Consider the following 16,741-nt stretch of genomic DNA (forward strand, 5'->3'; position numbering starts at 1 on the left):
CGGTCGGCGGCGCGTCGCTGGATCGCGGTCGCCTTCCCGGTGCGGGGGACGGGCAAACAGGCCAGCAAAGCCCGCCCGATGGTGGACGAGTGCCTGTGGGAGCGGGCGCGTCGTGCGCGTGTGCTGCCTGTCGCAGCGGGTAAGGCAGACAACCCAACTGGAACCGGGAAAGGTCGACATGACCCTCGCCAGCGATGCGATCGAGATGCCGTCCGGCCAGCCCATGCCCGTGCTCGGGCAGGGAACGTGGTACCTCGGCGAGAACCCTGCAAGGCGCCAGGACGAGCTGGCTGCCCTGCGTACCGGGCTCGACCTGAACATGACCTTGATCGACACTGCCGAGATGTACGGTGACGGCGCTTCCGAGGAACTCGTCGGAGAGGCGATCGTCGGACGACGCGCCGACGTCTTTCTGGTCGACAAGGTGCTGCCGTCCAACGCCAGCCGACGGGGAACCGTGCAGGCCTGCCGCCGCAGCCTGCAACGACTCGGCGTCGACCATATCGACCTCTACCTGCTGCACTGGCGCGGCACGCATCCACTCGCGGAGACGATCGAGGCGTTCGCCGAACTTGCCGACACCGGTGACATCGGACAGTGGGGCGTGAGCAACTTTGATCTTTCGGACATGACGGACCTCTTTGAGGCGGGCGGGAGCGCCTGCGCGACGAATCAGATTCTGTACAACCTCACCCGCCGTGGTCCCGAGTACGACCTCCTACCGTGGCTACGTGAGCATCGGATTCCTGTGATGGCGTACTCGCCGATCGAGCAGGGTCGGCTGCTCGGCCACCCCCAGGTCGCGGAGGTCGCCGCCCGGCACGAGGCCACGCCCGCTCAGGTCGCGCTGGCCTGGCTGCTACGGCAGGAGATGGTCGCGGCCATCCCCCGATCATCCAAGCCGGAACACACCCGGGAGAACGCCGAAGCGCGCGACGTGCAGCTGACCGAGGAGGACGTGGTGGCACTCGACACGGCGTTTCCGCCGCCGGCAGGCCCGCAACCGCTGGAGATGTTGTAGGGCCAGCGGCCGTTCCGGCGGGAGACACCTGATCGGCAGGAACGCGTTCCATGCCAAAACCGCCGCGACGCGGTCGCCCTTTATGGAAGGGTTTGCTCCGAAGGTTGCCAGTAATTGACGGCGCCCGCACGAGCAGACCAAGCGACAGGGGCGGACATGAGGTGGCTGATCGGCGGAGCGGTCGTGGTTGCCGGCGGGATGGTCGCGCGGCGTCTGCTCGGCGGGACCGACCAGGGTGACGGCCACCGGCAACGGGGTCAGACACAGCGGCGCGGGCCGCGGTGGCACGTGGCGACGGTGAACCGGCCAGCGGGTGACGTCGCCCCGGGCGGGCAGCTCCCCGAGCCGCTGGCCGGGCTTGGGGACGCCGTCGAGGTCCAGCTCCGGCCTGCCCCCGGCGACCAAGGGACGGAGATCGCCGTACGGCTGCGCGATGGCTCCCGACTGCCTGTCGCCGCCGCCGCTCGACGAGCCACCGGCCGGGATCCGGAGCAGGCGATCCGGGCTGCGCTGCGAGAGTCGAAGCAGCTGATCGAGACCAGCGAGGTCCTGCACCCCGACTATCCACCCACCACCGAGCCGACTCCGATGAACAAGCCACTGCGGATGGCCACCCAACAGGGTCGGCGGGAGGGACGACTGTGAAGGCCCTGGTCTGGGAGGGAGCCAACGAGCTCGCAGTGCGGCAGGTTCCGGACCCGCAACTCCGCAACGAGCAGGACGCCATTGTCCGGGTCCGTAAGACGGTGACCTGCGGTTCGGACCTGCACCTGCTCGGCGGGTACATCCCGTTCATGGAACGCGGCGATGTCCTCGGGCACGAGTTCCTCGGCGAGATCGTCGAGGTCGGTCCGCAGGTACGCAACCACAAAGTAGGCGACCGGGTCGTCGTCTGTTCGTTCGTCTCCTGCGGCAAGTGCTGGTACTGCCAGCACCAACAGTTCTCGCTGTGCGACAACGGGAACACCAACCCGATGATCACCGAGAACGTCTGGGGTTCCGCGCCTGGAGGCTGCTACGGCTACTCCCACGCACTCGGCGGCTTCGCCGGCAGCCACGCCGAATACATCCGTGTCCCCTACGCCGACCAGGGCGCTTTCACCGTCCCGGACGAGGTGAGCGACGAGCGCGCGCTGTTCGCCTCCGACTCCGCGCCGACCGGCTGGATGGGCGCCGACCTCGCCGGAGTCAAGCCGGGTGATGTCGTGGCGGTCTGGGGCGCCGGTGCGGTGGGGCAGATGGCGGCCCGGGCGTCCGTGCTGCTCGGTGCCGATCGGGTGATCGTGATCGACCGGCTCGACAACCGGCTCCAGATGGCCCAGACGCATCTCGGCGTCGAGACGTTGAACTACGAGCAGCAGGACGTCAGCGGCGAGTTGCTGGAACGCAGTGGCGGTCGAGGCCCGGACGTGTGCATCGAGGCAGTCGGCATGGAATCCCACAGCAGCGGTCCGCAATTCTGGTACGACCAGGTCAAGCAGCAGTTGCGGATCGAGTCCGACCGTCCGATCGCGGCGCGAGAGGCGATTTACAACTGCCGCAAGGGCGGCAGTGTGTTCGTGCTGGGCGTGTTCGCCGGGCTGGTGGACAAGTTTCCGCTGGGGGCGGTGATGAACAAGGGGCTGACGCTGCGCGGCGCACAGCAGCACGGGCAGCGCTACATCCCCATGCTGCTGGAGCGAATGGCCCGCGGCGAGTTGGTCACGGAGCATCTCGCGACGCACACCATGCCGTTGGACGAAGCGCCGCGCGGCTACGACATGTTCAAACAGAAACTCGACGGATGCGTACGAGCCGTCTTCCAGCCAACCAGCTGACCGTCGCGACCAGGGACTACCCCCACTTACCTCCCGCTGTGGGACTGCCCGCTCTTCTCGTCCCGCCAGCCATCGGGGTGGGGATGATAGCCGTAAGCGGCAGCCCGAACCGTTTCCTCGTTTTCCAGCCCGGAGCCGATCGCGCCGCCGACGGTGGCCAGCGAGCTGGTGATCCAGGCGAGCGTCAGATAGTCGGTGAAGTGGACTGGCCGCTGCAAGATCTGCTCCAGCACGGAGGTGTCGATCAGCAGCGCCGCGACGAGCACCGTTCCCACGAACAACGCCACGTAGGACAGCACCGTGGCCAGAGTGAGGGTGAGGATCGTACCCAGGTTGAACAGCCGTGCCAGCTCAGTCGGCGTCTCGCGGCTCGGTTTCTCCCACAGGTCGTGCGCGACGATCAACCAGGCCACCAACGCTGTCAGCCCGAGCAGCATGATCACGGCGAGCCGCAGTCCGCCGAGCGCAGCGCCCATCTGCCAGATGGTGTCCGTGGTGAGTGCGAACGCGGCCGTGCCGAACGCGCCGACCAACAGCTTCGACAGGCCCAGCAGGGCACGCCCCGGACGGTTGGCTCGAACCATGCCGATCAACAGTCGTAACCGGCCGATGAGTCGCGAGGCGACGTAGCGCCGCTCACCGGCGTCGGCCTCGCCGACCACCCGGTGGACGGCGGGAATCCGGCTTGTCATCTCGGTCGATGCCCGGCCGGCCGGCGGCAACCGCTGGTTGGAAGCCTCGTTCAGCAGCCGGCTCACCAGATCCGGAACGGCGGCGCGGGCCGCTCGCAGCTGGCGCAGTCCCAGCGCGGGCAGGGACACCACAGCGACCCGACGCCGAGCGGAGGTCTGCGCGACCAGCGGCACCCGATCGGCATGCAGCGGCAGATCGGTCAGGCAGACGGCGACGTCCCACTGGTCGTCGGCACGCCGTTGGGCGAGATCATCGAGTAGCGCCTCTACGCCGCCGTCGCGGCGCGGTGCCACTTCGCCCCAACCTTCCCGGACGATCCACCGCACGTCGGCGTTCACCCGCTCGGCGAGCCCGCTGGTCAGCTCGGCGGTGAGCCGCGCGGCCACCCGGGCCGGGTGGTCCGGCGGGGTTGCCACCAGTCCGACGACGATCTCCGGGCGGTCCTGTTCACTCTGCGTCATCGGTGCTCCTCACCGGTAGCCAGGCTCGGCCGCTGACGGCGAACAAACCGGGGGCCTCAGGCGCCGTCGCCGCAGCTCCCCGTGCCGGCTGACGTAGCGGTACGGCCGAGCCGCCGAGAGGAGCACCCTGACCAGCCCGTACAGCGCCACCGCGACGCACTCGTCGAACCGGGCGCCCCGCCCACGCAGCCTAAGAGACCACCCCGATCGGTGCAGCGGATTCAGTGGAAGGTGTTCTTGTGGCTCGCCCCAGCTGGGACTGGCTCGGTGTGCGCCGCCGAAGTCGTCCGGCCGATGCTCCTCGGCATCGTCGGCGGCACCATGGAGCACACAACCGGACCTATGAGGAGCGGGCGGCCGACGGTATGCGGACAATGGGGGAATGAAGCGAGACGTGAGCCTGATGCGGTTGACCGGGGCGCGGGCCAACGGCGCGGTGGCGACAGGCGCGGCGGCTACCGGGGCGCGGGCTGCGGGAGCGGCCTCGCTCGGCGCCCTCGCCGTGGGGGCGCTGGCCGTCGGGGCCGTGGCAGTCGGGGCGCTGGTCATCGGGCGGCTGGCGATCCGCCGGGCGGTCGTGCGGGAGCTGCGCGTCGGCCGATTGGAGATCGACGAACTGGTGGTGCACAGCCGACCCGCCGCTGAGGGATGACCTCCGGCGAACTCGGCCGCTGTGCGTTCCCGCCGCAGCCCGCGTCGCCTTCTGGACGAGTCGCAGCAGCGGGCAGGATCGATGCCTGTCTCATTGGGCCCAGGCGAGTAGACCCGTCCCGCCGGGTAGTGCGACCGCCATGTGGGCAGCTGCGCTACCAGACCCGGCGTACTCCTTGGTCTTCCTTCACGAGCTTTGACGTCAGATGGACGCAGCGCGGCTACCTGTGACGGAGGCGTATCGGGCCGGTGTGGTGGAGGTGTGTCGGCGAAAGTGCCGGGTCAGGTGGGCCTGGTCGCAGAAGCCGACGGTGATCGCCACTTCGGCCGGCGGGATGCCGGCGAGGAGTAGTTTGCGGGCGGCCTCGATCCGTCGACCGATGATGTATGCGTGCGGACTGATCCCGAAAGCCTGGCCGAAGCTGCGGACCAGGTGAGGTACCGACCGGTCCAGGAGGCGAGCGGCGGCGGCAAGGCTGACAGCCTGCACAGTGTGCTCGTCGAGCAGCGCCCTCAGCGCGCGGGCGGCCTGCGGCTCCGGACGTGTGGACGTGGAAGGGGCGGCGGCCAGGTGGTCGGTGAGCCGTTGCTCGATCATGGCCAGCCTGGCTTCGGCGTTCAGCGGGTCCTCGTCGGCGTCAAGGACATGGTGGAGCCTGGCGAGGGCGCGCCGCAGTGGCCCGTCGCGGAAGGTGGTGTGGTCGACGGCGGAGCCGATCAGATTGGCGGGTAGGAAGGTGGGGTCGAGGTACAGGTTGCGTTTGCGGAAGCCGGGGGCGTTGGCGGCGGGACGGCCGTCGTGGACCACTCCGGGTGGCAGGACAGCGACATAGTCGCCGCCGCTTACCGCGCAGTGGCGGTTGTCGAGGTCGTAGCGTATGGCCCCAGCGTCGAGGATCAGCACCGTCCAGGTGTCGTGGGCATGCAGCGGGTAGGCGTAGTCGACGATCTGGGCGTGAAACACCTCGCTGATCCCTGGGACTCGTGGCCGCCAGGCCCGGACTCGGCAACCAAGCGGTCGTGTGCCGTCGGCGTCAAGAACGTCCAAGACCGGCGCGACGGCCACGGTGGAGACTCGGCTTATGTCGATCACTCCCGTCAACCTCGCCGTCGTGAACCTGTCCGAGGCGCTTGCGTCGTTCGACGACATCTACAGCCCACGGATCGTGACCCGGATAAACGATTATGACGTGCGGATCGCCCACGCCCGGGGCGAGCACGTCTGGCACGTCCACGAGGACACCGACGAGTTCTTCCTGGTCCTGGACGGCCAGTTCAATGTCGCCTACCGCGACGCCGACGGGCAGGAACACACCGTCGTCCTGCGCCAGGGCGATACGTTCGTGGTTCCCAAGGGCATCGAACACAAGCCTTCCTCGCCGGGCGGCTCGATTCTGATGTTCGAGCCAACCGGGACCTCCACCACCGGCGATCGCCACGAGGGTGAGGTTCCTGATCATGTGGACAGCACTGCGGGGCATGCCTTGGGTGACTCCTGAGAGGGTCTCCACCTGCGGACGGTGAGCACCCCGGCGGTCGCCAACAGCGTCCCTGCCAACAGGTACGTCCATCGGTCGTGGGCGGCGCCCCAGCCGTCGTCCATGCCGGCGAGTAGAGCCGCCGGGGCCGGCAGCAGCGCCACCACCGTCATCCCGAGCGTGCTGGGTGGCAGCGTTGATGGTGACTCGCTCCGGGCAGCAAGCCGCGTCGCTGCCGTACGCGGACCTGACCCGTGAGGCCACGACCGTCGCGGCGGTCGCGTTCCTCTCGTCGGCTATCGGCTGGCGATGTTCGTCGCGCGGGGTCGGCAGTCCTCGAGTACGAACGTGCCGTTCCGATGCCGACCTCCCGAAAGCGGAGCGCCGGGCCTACCGCCTGCCGGAGGACCGGCTGGCGGTAGGCCCGGCGCCGTCACCCGTCAGCGGCCCTGCAGGCGCTTCACGTTGTCGCCGAAGGTCCAGCCCTTCGACCCGTCCCAGTTCGCCGACCAGGTCATCAGGCCCTTCAGGCCGGGCACGGAGTTCCAGGCCTGCGTGACCAGTGACGTCGACATGTAGCCGCCGCCCGCCCCGGTCTGTGCCGGCAGGCCCGGGACCTGCTTGTCGTACGGCACCCGGATGGTGGTGCCCTGGATGGTGAGCCCGTTGTTCAGGCACTGTGTCTGCACCGTGAAGCCCTGCACGGTGCCGGCCGGGTACGAGTCGCCGGCGCAGCCGTACATGCTGCCGTTGTAGTACTGCATGTTCAGCCACCAGAGCCGGCCGTTGTCCGCGTACTTCTTGATGATCGGCAGGTACGAGCCCCAGATCGAGCCGTAGACCACACTGCCGCCGGTGACGTAGGCCGTCTCTGGTGCCATGGTCAGGCCGAAGTTCGACGGCATCCGGGCCAGCACGCCGTCGATGATCCGGATCAGGTTGGCCTGCGAGGTGGACAGGGTGTTGATGTTGCCGCTGCCGGTCAGGCCGGTCTCGATGTCGATGTCGATGCCGTCGAAGTGGTAGGCCGTCAGGATCGGCACGATCGTCGCGACGAACCTGTCGGCGACGGCGGCGGAACTCAGGTCGATGCCCGCCGCGGCTCCGCCGATCGACATCAGGATGGTGGCGCCGGCCGCTTTGGCCTGGCACATCTCGGCCGGGGTGGCCACCTTCACGCCGGCGTCCATGCCGTTCTCCCAGAGGACCGTGCCGTCCGAGCGGATCACCGGGAACGCCGCGTTGATCACGTTGTAGCCGTGCTGGTTGAGCCGGCTGTCGGTGATCGGGATCCAGCCGAGGCCGGGGTGTACGCCGTTGGAGGCCCCGTCCCAGTTCTCCCAGTAGCCCTGCAACACCTTGCCGGTGGGCCGCGACTTCACCGCGCAGGTCCCACCGGTCGGCGGTGGCGTGGTGGGGGGAGGTGTGGTCGGTGGCGGCGGGGTCGTCGGTGGTGGCGTGGTGGGCGGCGGCGTGGTTCCCGAGCACGCGCCGAGGTCACGCCAGAGCGATGGGGTCGAGGCGGGGGTCCAGCCGGCGCCGGGGTGCGCGGTGTGGGTGACCAGTGCCTGGTAGAGCCGGCCGCTGTAGGTGACCTGGGCACCCGCCTGGTAGGTGGGGCCCTCGGTCCAGGTGGGGGCGGTGCAGGCGACCATCGGGACGGCGTTGGCCGAGGGCACGGCCGCCATGCTGCTGGGGACGAAGGCGACGGCGGCCGTGACGGTCATCGCCGCCCCGGCTACCACTGCGAAAATTCGACGGCTTCTCATGGCTCACTCCCCAGGCTTCGATGACCCGCGACCTCCACATATTGACGTTCGTGACGCCTAATATCAAGGGTTGTTTACAGATCCCGGGAAGTTGGGGAGTGGCCGGGCCGGACAGCGGCGGCGAACCCAGGGACGCCCGTTTCAGCTCGCTGGGGAAGGCTTCTCGGGCGGCTGGTGGGCCGCGCGGCGGGCGTCGGCGACAGCGACACCGAGCAGCACGAACGCGGCCACGACGGAGGCGGTCAGCGGCGGGGCGTGATGCAGCGGTCCGGCAGCCGCCGCCAGTGCGGCAATGGCGACGACCCGGCGGATCGACAGCCGGTTGAACACGATCCGTTCCAGCCGGATGCGGCCGTAGAGGAACAGGGCCGGACCTCCAAGGATCATCGCGAGCCAGACTGGTTCCGGCCGATCCGCAGGGTGTTCGAGGACTATCTCGTAGCCCACGGCGGTGGTGACGATGCCAACGACCATGACGACATGGGCGATGCCGGTGGCGCGGCCGGCAGCAAGCCGGTCCCGGGCGGCGGCGACCGCCTCGGCGAGGACCTGCCCGGACCGGTAGAAGTAGATCCGCCACAGCAGCACTGTCGACAGGTACGCCACCACCAGCGTCGCCCAGGTGGACGTGGTGGCCGGTAGGTCGGTGAAGGTGATACCCACGGCCAGGACGGTCTCGCCGAGGGCGATCATCAGTAACTGCTGGTAGCGCTCCGGCAGGTGGTGGCCGCTGTCCATGGCCCAGGCGCTGACCGGTGGTCGGGCCCGGCCGTAGACCGGCCATCGCAGTTGAGCGGCCACGATGTCCACGGTGATGGCGATTGCCCAGAGGGCGGCTCTGGCGTTTCCACTGACCAACGCGCCGGCCACCCAGATGCCCGCGCCGGCCGCGCACCACGCCACCGATCTCGCGTAGAGATCGCGGAGGGCGTGCCCGTGCAGGCTGGGCAGCAGGATCAGTGGACGGACGCAGTGCAGGACCACGTACGGAAGGACGAACGACCAGCCCTTGCCGGTGAACGCATAGGGCAGGGACGAGGCCATGACCAGCAGGCCGAAGGCGCTGGCCAGCACCACCCATTGGATCTTGCGGCGGCGGGGGTCGAACCAGCTGGTGATGTGCGCGGTGGTGATCCACAACCAGATCAACGGCAGGGCGAGCACCAGCAGGTACGCCAGCGAACGCCACTGCACGACGCGGTTGACTGCCGTGGCGTCCCTTGCCACCCGGGTCACCACTCCGGAGAGGGCGAAGACCAGCACCAGGTCGACGAAAAGTTCCAGGAAGTTCGCCTGTCGCACGTCCTCGCGGCGTTCCAGCAGATCCCGTCCGCCACCTCCCGGAAACCCCATGCCGCCCATGCTGGCTCCCGCGACACTGCCTTGACGTCAGGTCGGCCGTCCATCACACCGTCGAAGCGGGCCCACCGCCTGGTTCGGCGCCCGCCTCGCGGATGTCCGCCCCGGTGAGACCGTCGCCGTGTTCGGCGCCGGACCGGTCGGCCAACTCGCCGTCCTGTCGGCCTACCTGCAGGGCGCCGGGCGGGTCATCGCCGTCGACGGTCTGGAGGACCGCCTCGCCATGGCCCGCGCCCAGCACGCCGAGGTGGTGAACTTCAACGCCGAGGATCCAGTGCAGACCATCGTCGACATGACCGGTGGCATCGGCGTCGACAAGGTCATCGACGCCGTGGGCGTGGACGCCGAACGCCCCGCCGAGGGTCCCGCCACCGAACAGACCGACGAGCAGGCCCAGCAGTTCGACAGCGAGGTTCAACAGGTCGCACCGGAGACCGATCCGGCCTGGGCGCCGGGTGACGCGCCGAGCCTCGCCGCGCGGTGGGCCGTGCAGGCGGTGGCGAAGGCCGGCACCCTCGGTGTGATCGGCGTCTACCCGCAGACCGTCACGACCTGGCCGTTCGGCGAGGCGATGATGAAGAACCTGACCATCCGCAGCGGCAACTGCCACCACCGCAGATACGTTCCGGAGTTGCTGCGGCTGGTGACCAACGGCACCGTCGACCCGGCGCGGCTGCTGACGGAGCACGAACCGATGACCGACGTGCTGCAGGCGTACCGCCAGTTCCAGGACCGCGACCCCGGCTGGCTGAAGGTCGCCCTCACCGTCTGAACCACCGATCACCTCGCGCGGCGCCGGCATCGCGCCGTCGCCGCGGCGGGGTAGGTCCGGCCGTCGCTGGGGTCGCACCTGCCGGAAGAGGAAATACCCGAACGCGGGGCGGCACTGCGAAACGCGCAAGCCGGTCTTCAGCCCGCCTAGCCTGTGAAGACGACATGATCCTGACGAAGGAGTGATTGATGCAACGGCGCCCGTCCCCGGTACGACCGCCGGGAGAGTCGACGAGCCTGTGGCACCAGGGGTTGTCGCTCGGCTCCAAAGCCCTTCAGGAAACGACGCCTCTGAAGGGCTTCGATGCCTACGTTGTCGGGTTTCACCCCGCCAAGGACGACCCGTCGATGCAGATGGAGGCACATCACTACTGCCGTCAGGTCAACGACGACTTCCTGCAGTGCGTGCTGTTCGACGGCAACACCGCCGAGGCCAACCTCATCGGCGTCGAGTACATCGTCTCCGAACGGTTGTACGGGACGCTGCCCGAGGGTGAACACGGGTACTGGCACCCGCACAACTTCGAGGTGCTCGGCGGCTCGCTGATCGCCCCAGGCTTGCCGGAGCCCGCCGAGCGGGCGCTGATGGCGATGTTGATGAACAGCTATGGCAAGACCTGGCACACCTGGCACACCGGCCGCCTCGACACCGGCCCAGGGGACACGCTGCCGTTGGGCGAGCCGATGCTGATGTGGTCGTTCAACCGCGATGGGCAGTGTGATCCGGCCCTGGAGCAGCACCGCAATCAGGCCATGGACGTCGACCGCGCCAAGAAGCGCGCCTCCCGGTCGGAGCTGGTTGAGCGCGCACATCCTCAGGACGGGGTGGCGCTGCTCGACGACGCATTCCCGGACAGCACCCCGCTCCCCGGCGTGGTGGACCGCAGCACGGGGCGGTAGCCCACCGATCGACCTTTTCGCGTCGTAACGCCCGACGAACTGCCTGGCAAGTGCAGGCTGAGGCAGTTTGCGCCCGGTAGCGACGGGAAGGCGATGGGCGATGGTGGCGCGGAGTCGCCTGCGCCACGGCACCTCGGGGAGGGTGACATGGGTGACCGGGATCAGCTGCACGATCTTCGCCAGCAGGCCCACGACGCGGGCATCGAGGGGAACTCCAAGATGACCGAGGACCAGTTGCGTGATGCCCTGCGCAAGGTCGGCAAGGGTGAGCGGCCCCAGATGGCCAAGCACGACGCCAAGCGATGACGAATGCGGCGGTGCCGGCACCCTCTCGGGTGCCGGCACCGCACGCGTTCGCAGCATGCTGGCTGGTAGGTCCCGGCGGGACGGCGCGGCTACGAGTCGATGGTCACCCTTCGGCGGAGGCCGCCTGTTCCGCGTGACGTGCTGTCTGTCGAACCTGCCGATTCGCCTCGTCCGCCGAGCAGCCGGTTGCCCTGAGCAGATCACTGGCCGTCACCCGGACTTGCGTGGCGGTGGTGACACCGAAGTTCTGCAAACCGATGGCCATGGCCCGGCCGGCTTCGTCCGCGGCCCGCAGGGCATGGTGCCGAGTGCGCTCGTGCGGCTTGTCTGCCCGTGTCTCCCGGTGCAACTGGCAAATGGCCTCGGCCAGGGCGGCGACGGCGTCGGGAAGGTGGCCGGGCAGCTTTTCCTGATACTGGATCATCGTGGCTGACCGTCGGGCCAGCGCTCTGCTGTCGTCGATGACCCGAACCAGGTAGTTCACACCTCGGTCGTAGTGTTCGACGTGGCGCCGCCAGTGCCACCGGGCCGGTGCGACAGTCACCACCTCTTCGGCGCCGCTGAGGGCTTCGCGGAGTCGTTCCACGTCCGGTCCCATGGCGCGGAGTCCGTCCAGTGCCTGTCTCGCGCGGTTCCGGTCGCTGGTGCGCAACGCCGTCTCGATGTCACGCAGGTACGCGGCAAGCGCGTCGAAGACCGGCGCGGCCGCGCGGTGCATGACGCGCATGGGGTTCAGGGGCAGCAGCAACGCCACCACGACCAGGCCCACCACGCTGCCGGTGACCGCGTCGACGACCCGGGGTAGTTCCAGATTCCGTTGGCTGGAGGAGAGCGTGGCGATCAGCACGGCCGTACCGCCCACCTGACTGACCACGGTGCCGCCTCGGCCCACGAGGCCGAGGGCGATGGCGATGGCGATGGCGAAAGCGACGATGATGCCTGTCTGCCATGCTCCGGTGCCGATGAGCCGGACCAGTCCGTCGCCGATGGCGATGCCGAGCCCCACTCCGACAAGCAGTTCGACTGTGCGCCTTGTCCGCTGGCCGATCGCCGCCGCGATGGTGCCCACCGCCGCTGTCGGCGCGAAGACGGGGTTCGGATTACCCAACAGGTCGTGCGCCAGCCACCAGGCGAGTGCCGCCGCGAGTCCTGCCTGCACCGCGATCAGCCCGATGATCTCCATTTGGCGCCGCCGCAGCCGACCCGCCCGACTTCCTCGACGTCGGGTACCGGCCATCAGGCTCCGGATGCGGCTACCCACCGCGACGAGCGGTGCCTGATCACCGGATTCGGATCGGGAAGCGGCCACGTGGCGGACTACCCGTCACGCCCTCTCTCGAACCAGGCCACCGGCCGTCGGTAGGTGCGGCGCTCACCGCCGGCGATCAGGGGGTGGGCATGCCACCGGTGGCGCTCAGCGTCTCCCCGATGACGTAACTGGCCTCCTGACTGGCGAGGAACACGAATGCCGGGGCCATCTCCGCCGGTTGCGCGGGACGTCCCAGTGGGGTCTGGGCACCGAACTGCTTCAGCGCGGAAGCCGGTTGGCCACCGACGACCTGCAGTGGAGTCCAGACCGGACCGGGCGCCACGGCATTGACCCGGATGCCCTTCGGTGCGACCTGTCGGGCCAGGGATTTCGTGAAGGTGTTGATGGCCGACTTCGCTGCGGCGTAGTCCAGCAGGATGGGTGCCGGCTCGTACGCCTCGACCGAGGTGGTGTTGATGATGGCACTACCGGCCGGCATCTGCGGCACCGCTGCCCGGCATGGTCACCGCCCGCTGCCCGGCGTCCTCGATCAGCTGGACCACCTGCTGAGCGTCCGGTTCCTCCTCGGTCAAGCAGTCGGGCAAGGGCACCCGCCTCCAACCATGCGCCGGGGTCACGGGAACGGGTCCGGCGTCTCGGCGATTCAGGCTGGGCGGGTGACGATGGTCAGCGTCCTGCGGACGAACTCCAGTGCTTCGTCGCGGAGCGCCGGGGTCTCGGCCGAGACGATGAGGTAGCCAGCGCGTTCGGCGCTCCAGGTGGCCGCCGGCACGGCGTCGCCGGGGTTCTTCCACCAGCCGTACCTGACGAAGGCCGGGTGTGCTTCGATCTCGGCCATGCCCCGCATCTCGACCAGGATGCCGGGCGGCGCGACGGGGAGGTAGCTCGCCGCGTACGCGACGGGGCGTGGCGGTGGATCGGGCAGGGGCATCGCCATGGCGAGCCGGACGACCATCTCGAACCAGTCCAGCCCGTAGGTGAGGCTGAGCAGATCCATCAGGTAGTCGCCGGGGGTCCGGACGGCGATCTCCATCAGGGTCGGCCCGTCGGCGGCGAGCCGGAACTCGAGGTGCACGATGCCGGTGCGCATGCCAAGGGCGGCCACCACCGCGGTGCAGAATTCCGTCACCTCGGCGGCAGCCTCCTCGTCGAGCTGGATGCCGGTGCGATGCGCGATCTCGACGAAGTGGGGCGGCTCGGCGGTCTCTTTGGCGGTGAGGTTGGCCAGCCACACCTTTCCCTCGCTGAGCAGGGCCTCCCAGCTGTATTCCGGGCCGTCGACCGCCGTCTCCACCAGGAGCGGACCCTCGTGGTTTCGGCGTGTCACCGCGTCCTGGAAGGCGTTCACGTCCTCGACCAGTTCCACTCCCTCGCTTCCCGCTGAGGACAGTGGCTTCACGACAACCGGCAGGCGGGCGGTGGCCCAGTCGCGCGCCGATTCCAGATCGTCGGTCATCAGGTACTCGGGTTGGCGGATGCCCGCCGCCGCGAACAGGCCCCTCTGCAGGGCCTTGTTGCGGGAGACGGTCGCGGCGTGCAGGGACGGGCCGGGAAGGCCGAGCCGCTCCTGCAACAGGGCCGCGCCGAGCACGTTGTTCTCGGTGAACGCCACCACTCCCGCCGGCCTGCGGTCAGCCGCGGCGGCCCAGGTTCCCTGTGCCCACTGCTCGTCGTGGTTGCCGGGGGCCACCCGGATGTGGTCGACGAGCTCGGCCGTGTCGGCGGCTCGGGACGCGCCCTCCACGGCTGCCACCTGCAGACCCAGCCGTCGCGCGGCGGTGAGGTAGGGCCTGCCCATGAAGCCGACCCCGACCAGCAGCAGCTCAGACATGGTTGGCCGCCTTGTCGGCAGCGGTGACCTTGATCGAGGCGAACATGTCCCGCAGGAACTGCTCGAGCACGGCAGTGGGTGCCGGGCCGACGATACCGGCGATGGGTACGTCGTACTCGGCGTAGCTGAGGGCCTGACTGACCGGCTCGTCCTCGGTGCGCTGCACCCAGCGCCAGGTCAGCGGGCTGTGTTGGAACTCGTCCGCACCCTTGATCGTGCAGAACCTCCCGCCCAGTGTGTGACCGGGGAAGATGAACCAGCCGTACCGCGCGTCCGGGCCGGCGTCGCGCGCCTCGGGGGCGGACGCACCGGACGTCGAGAGGGCCCGCAGTTGCACCGACGGCATGTGCACGCCGGTCGCCAGTTCGAAGGTGTCGGCGACGCCGGCCCCGCCAAACCTGCTGGCCACCTCGAGGAAGACCAGGCCGTCGGGCGTCTCGATGCCTTCGAGGTGGAACAGGCTCGTGGTGATGCCGACGGCCTGTAGGCAGGCGGTGGTCCACTCCACGACGGCAGGCGGGGCGTCCGTCTGCACCGAGCCGAGCGGGCTGCCCTCGGCGTACCCGAGGCAGGTGCCGACGTAGCGGCTGGCCTGGAGCGTGACCGGTGTGCCGTCTACGGCCAGCCCGTCGACGTGGATGATCGGGCCGCCGACGAACTCCTCGATCTCGAAGCCGCTCGGGTCCGCCTCGGAGGGCAGGCCGTCGTGGCGTACCGCTGCGAGGGCTGCTTCGGCGGTGTCGAATACGCGTACGCCCTGGCTGGAGGCGCCGTCGAGCGGTTTGAGAACCGTCCTGCCCGACCACGGGATGGCGGCCCCGGCGAGGGCCGAGGTCAGCGGGAGGTAGCGCGGTACACGCAGACCCGCCCGGGAAGCGGCGGCCTTCATCATGACCTTGTCCCGTACGGGAAGCACGTCGGCCTCGCGTGGGCCGGGCACGCCCAGCGCCTCCCGGATGCGGGCGGCGGCGATCAGGTCGAACTCGGACTGGGCGATGACCAGGTCGGGTCGCGGCTGGCCGGCGAGCGCCGTCACCACCTCGGTCTCCGTGGCGCCGGTCCCTGGTCGTTCGATCCGTGTGCCGGGCAGCCGTGCGGGCAGTGTCGCCATGCGCTCGGCCGTACCGATGAACGTCACCTCGTGGGCGTCGAAGTCGAGGCCATCCGCGTAGCGGATGATGTCATCGGTGATTCGGTGCAGGATCAGGATGCGCATGGGGATACCTCAGTTGAAGGACCAGTGGGAGCAACAGAACGGCGATGAGAACGGACCCGAGCACCGCGCCGAGTAGTACGGCCTGTGGGCCGTGCGCGGTGGCGAAGACGGCGACGACGAAACCCGAGATCGGCAGGGAGACCTGGTTCAGCAGGACGATGAGGCCGATCGTCTTGCCGAGGTGTTCGCGGGGAATGCGACGGACTCGTTCGGCGCGGATGAAGACGTTCAGGATGCCGACGGTGCCGATCAGCATCGTGTAACCGATGGCGAACTGGGTGAACGAGTTCGCTTGGCTGATCGCGAGCCCGCCCAGGCAGATGATCACGAACGTGCCCAGGATGGCGACCAGCGGGCTGATCCGCCGGGACAGTCGCGGGATGATGAAGAAGATCAACAGGGAGAGCACGCCTTCGGCGAAGGACAGAACCCCGAAGTAGCGGTCGGGCTTGCCGAAGGTGCCGGTGGTGATGGCGGCGCTGGTCGCCATGCCGACACCGACCATGAGGTTCACCATCATCGTCAGCCCGACCAGGCCCACCATCGGGGGGAGCTTGAACAGCGTGCGCCCACCCTCGGCCACCGAGGCCAGCACGCCGCGTACCGTCGTGGGCTCCGCATTGGTGACCGCGCTGCTCAGGCTGCCGCGCAGCGTCAGGACGTTGAGTGCGGTGAGCGCGAACAGCGCGCCGGTCACCAGCAGGAGATCGGTCGTTCCCAACAGGGTGGCCAGCAGGACCGCGAGAGCCGGTCCGAGCACCGTGCTCGCCTGCTCGGTGCCCTGGATGACGGACTGGGCCCGCACCATGTGCTCGGCGGGCACGAACCGGGGGAGGGTGGTCTCCATCGCGATGTACGCCTGGGCACTGGCCAGGGACATGGATGCGGCGAGAACGCTCAGCGTCACCACCGTCGCGTCCGGCCAGGCCAGAACGGCGGCGAAGGCGGCCGCGGCGAGGCACGCCCGGACGCTGTCGGCGATCAGGTAGAGCCGGTAGCCGTCGACCCGATCGGCGAGCACCCCGGCGACGGGGACGAAGATGACCCGCGGAAGCCACTCGACCAGGAAGACCAGCCCGCTCGCGGCGACACTGCCGGTGGTCTTGAAGACCAGCAGCGGGATGGCGAACAACAGGAACTGATCGGCCAGCGCCGCGACCCCGCGGCCACCGACGAAGCGCACGATCTGATGCGGCCG

At 69.1% G+C, this 16,741-nt stretch carries 17 protein-coding genes; 8 read left to right on the forward strand and 9 right to left on the reverse strand.

Translation table 11 applies throughout. The features are described from left to right. Positions 1-178 precede the first annotated feature (178 nt). The 3 genes from GA0070561_RS23460 to GA0070561_RS23470 all read left to right on the forward strand — a co-directional run bounded on the left by GA0070561_RS23460 (position 179) and on the right by GA0070561_RS23470 (position 2,838). Positions 179-1,021 (forward strand): aldo/keto reductase, encoded by an 843-nt coding sequence (locus tag GA0070561_RS23460; RefSeq protein ID WP_091404861.1) that lies wholly within the window; start codon positions 179-181, stop codon positions 1,019-1,021. A 156-nt stretch (positions 1,022-1,177) separates the two neighbouring features. Further along, positions 1,178-1,666 (forward strand): hypothetical protein, encoded by a 489-nt coding sequence (locus tag GA0070561_RS23465; RefSeq protein WP_091404864.1) that lies wholly within the window; start codon positions 1,178-1,180, stop codon positions 1,664-1,666. Further along, positions 1,663-2,838 (forward strand): zinc-dependent alcohol dehydrogenase, encoded by a 1,176-nt coding sequence (locus GA0070561_RS23470; RefSeq protein ID WP_091404866.1) that lies wholly within the window; start codon positions 1,663-1,665, stop codon positions 2,836-2,838. Before GA0070561_RS23465 ends, GA0070561_RS23470 begins: the two co-directional genes overlap by 4 nt. Before the next feature lie 26 nt (positions 2,839-2,864). On the opposite strand, the gene GA0070561_RS23475 is transcribed toward GA0070561_RS23470, so the two are convergent. Continuing rightward, entirely contained in the window at positions 2,865-3,992 is a 1,128-nt protein-coding gene (locus tag GA0070561_RS23475) for a hypothetical protein (RefSeq protein ID WP_091404870.1), read from the reverse strand. Positions 3,993-4,374: 382 nt separating this feature from the next. Between GA0070561_RS23475 and GA0070561_RS23480 the strand changes: the two genes are divergently transcribed. Beyond that, the gene (locus tag GA0070561_RS23480; protein WP_091404873.1) at positions 4,375-4,644 is read left to right on the forward strand and encodes a hypothetical protein; all 270 of its coding nucleotides are present in this window, start codon (positions 4,375-4,377) and stop codon (positions 4,642-4,644) included. A gap of 201 nt (positions 4,645-4,845) precedes the next feature. On the opposite strand, the gene GA0070561_RS23485 is transcribed toward GA0070561_RS23480, so the two are convergent. Then, positions 4,846-5,607 (reverse strand): helix-turn-helix domain-containing protein, encoded by a 762-nt coding sequence (locus GA0070561_RS23485; RefSeq protein WP_244166399.1) that lies wholly within the window; start codon positions 5,605-5,607, stop codon positions 4,846-4,848. A 118-nt stretch (positions 5,608-5,725) separates the two neighbouring features. Here GA0070561_RS23485 and GA0070561_RS23490 point away from each other — a divergent pair, with 118 nt between their 5' ends. After that, on the forward strand, positions 5,726-6,142 hold the full coding sequence (locus tag GA0070561_RS23490; RefSeq protein ID WP_091405328.1) for a cupin domain-containing protein: 417 nt from the start codon (positions 5,726-5,728) through the stop codon (positions 6,140-6,142). A 419-nt stretch (positions 6,143-6,561) separates the two neighbouring features. Here the strand turns inward: GA0070561_RS23490 and GA0070561_RS23495 are convergent, their stop codons facing one another. Together GA0070561_RS23495 and GA0070561_RS23500 are read right to left on the reverse strand one after the other, a co-directional pair. Continuing rightward, positions 6,562-7,890: a carbohydrate-binding protein gene (locus tag GA0070561_RS23495; RefSeq protein WP_091404879.1), complete on the reverse strand. Its 1,329-nt coding sequence runs from the start codon at positions 7,888-7,890 to the stop codon at positions 6,562-6,564. A gap of 141 nt (positions 7,891-8,031) precedes the next feature. Continuing rightward, a complete protein-coding gene (locus tag GA0070561_RS23500; protein WP_167362476.1) occupies positions 8,032-9,243 on the reverse strand; it encodes a low temperature requirement protein A in 1,212 nt (403 codons plus the stop codon). Positions 9,244-9,370: 127 nt separating this feature from the next. Between GA0070561_RS23500 and GA0070561_RS23505 the strand changes: the two genes are divergently transcribed. From GA0070561_RS23505 to GA0070561_RS33735, 3 genes are all read left to right on the forward strand, one after another. Further along, a complete protein-coding gene (locus GA0070561_RS23505; RefSeq protein WP_244166400.1) occupies positions 9,371-10,021 on the forward strand; it encodes a zinc-binding dehydrogenase in 651 nt (216 codons plus the stop codon). Between the two features lie 251 nt (positions 10,022-10,272). Then, positions 10,273-10,920 (forward strand): OBAP family protein, encoded by a 648-nt coding sequence (locus tag GA0070561_RS23510; RefSeq protein ID WP_208603840.1) that lies wholly within the window; start codon positions 10,273-10,275, stop codon positions 10,918-10,920. A gap of 147 nt (positions 10,921-11,067) precedes the next feature. Then, positions 11,068-11,226 (forward strand): hypothetical protein, encoded by a 159-nt coding sequence (locus tag GA0070561_RS33735; protein ID WP_167362477.1) that lies wholly within the window; start codon positions 11,068-11,070, stop codon positions 11,224-11,226. A 103-nt stretch (positions 11,227-11,329) separates the two neighbouring features. Here the strand turns inward: GA0070561_RS33735 and GA0070561_RS23515 are convergent, their stop codons facing one another. From GA0070561_RS23515 to GA0070561_RS23535, 5 genes are all read right to left on the reverse strand, one after another. After that, a complete protein-coding gene (locus tag GA0070561_RS23515) occupies positions 11,330-12,409 on the reverse strand; it encodes an FUSC family protein (RefSeq protein WP_244166401.1) in 1,080 nt (359 codons plus the stop codon). Between the two features lie 202 nt (positions 12,410-12,611). Continuing rightward, positions 12,612-12,974: an SDR family oxidoreductase gene (locus GA0070561_RS23520; protein WP_112620529.1), complete on the reverse strand. Its 363-nt coding sequence runs from the start codon at positions 12,972-12,974 to the stop codon at positions 12,612-12,614. A gap of 165 nt (positions 12,975-13,139) precedes the next feature. Further along, on the reverse strand, positions 13,140-14,327 hold the full coding sequence (locus tag GA0070561_RS23525; protein WP_091404960.1) for an ATP-grasp domain-containing protein: 1,188 nt from the start codon (positions 14,325-14,327) through the stop codon (positions 13,140-13,142). Beyond that, positions 14,320-15,543 (reverse strand): ATP-grasp domain-containing protein, encoded by a 1,224-nt coding sequence (locus GA0070561_RS23530; RefSeq protein ID WP_208603841.1) that lies wholly within the window; start codon positions 15,541-15,543, stop codon positions 14,320-14,322. Before GA0070561_RS23530 ends, GA0070561_RS23525 begins: the two co-directional genes overlap by 8 nt. After that, positions 15,509-16,726 carry an MFS transporter gene (locus tag GA0070561_RS23535; protein ID WP_208603842.1) on the reverse strand — a complete coding sequence of 406 codons (1,218 nt, stop codon included), beginning with the start codon at positions 16,724-16,726 and terminating at the stop codon, positions 15,509-15,511. The genes GA0070561_RS23530 and GA0070561_RS23535 overlap by 35 nt, the downstream gene beginning before the upstream one ends. Between the last annotated feature and the right edge of the window lie 15 nt (positions 16,727-16,741).

This window comes from Micromonospora saelicesensis (assembly GCF_900091575.1).
GTDB classification, from domain to species: domain Bacteria; phylum Actinomycetota; class Actinomycetes; order Mycobacteriales; family Micromonosporaceae; genus Micromonospora; species Micromonospora saelicesensis.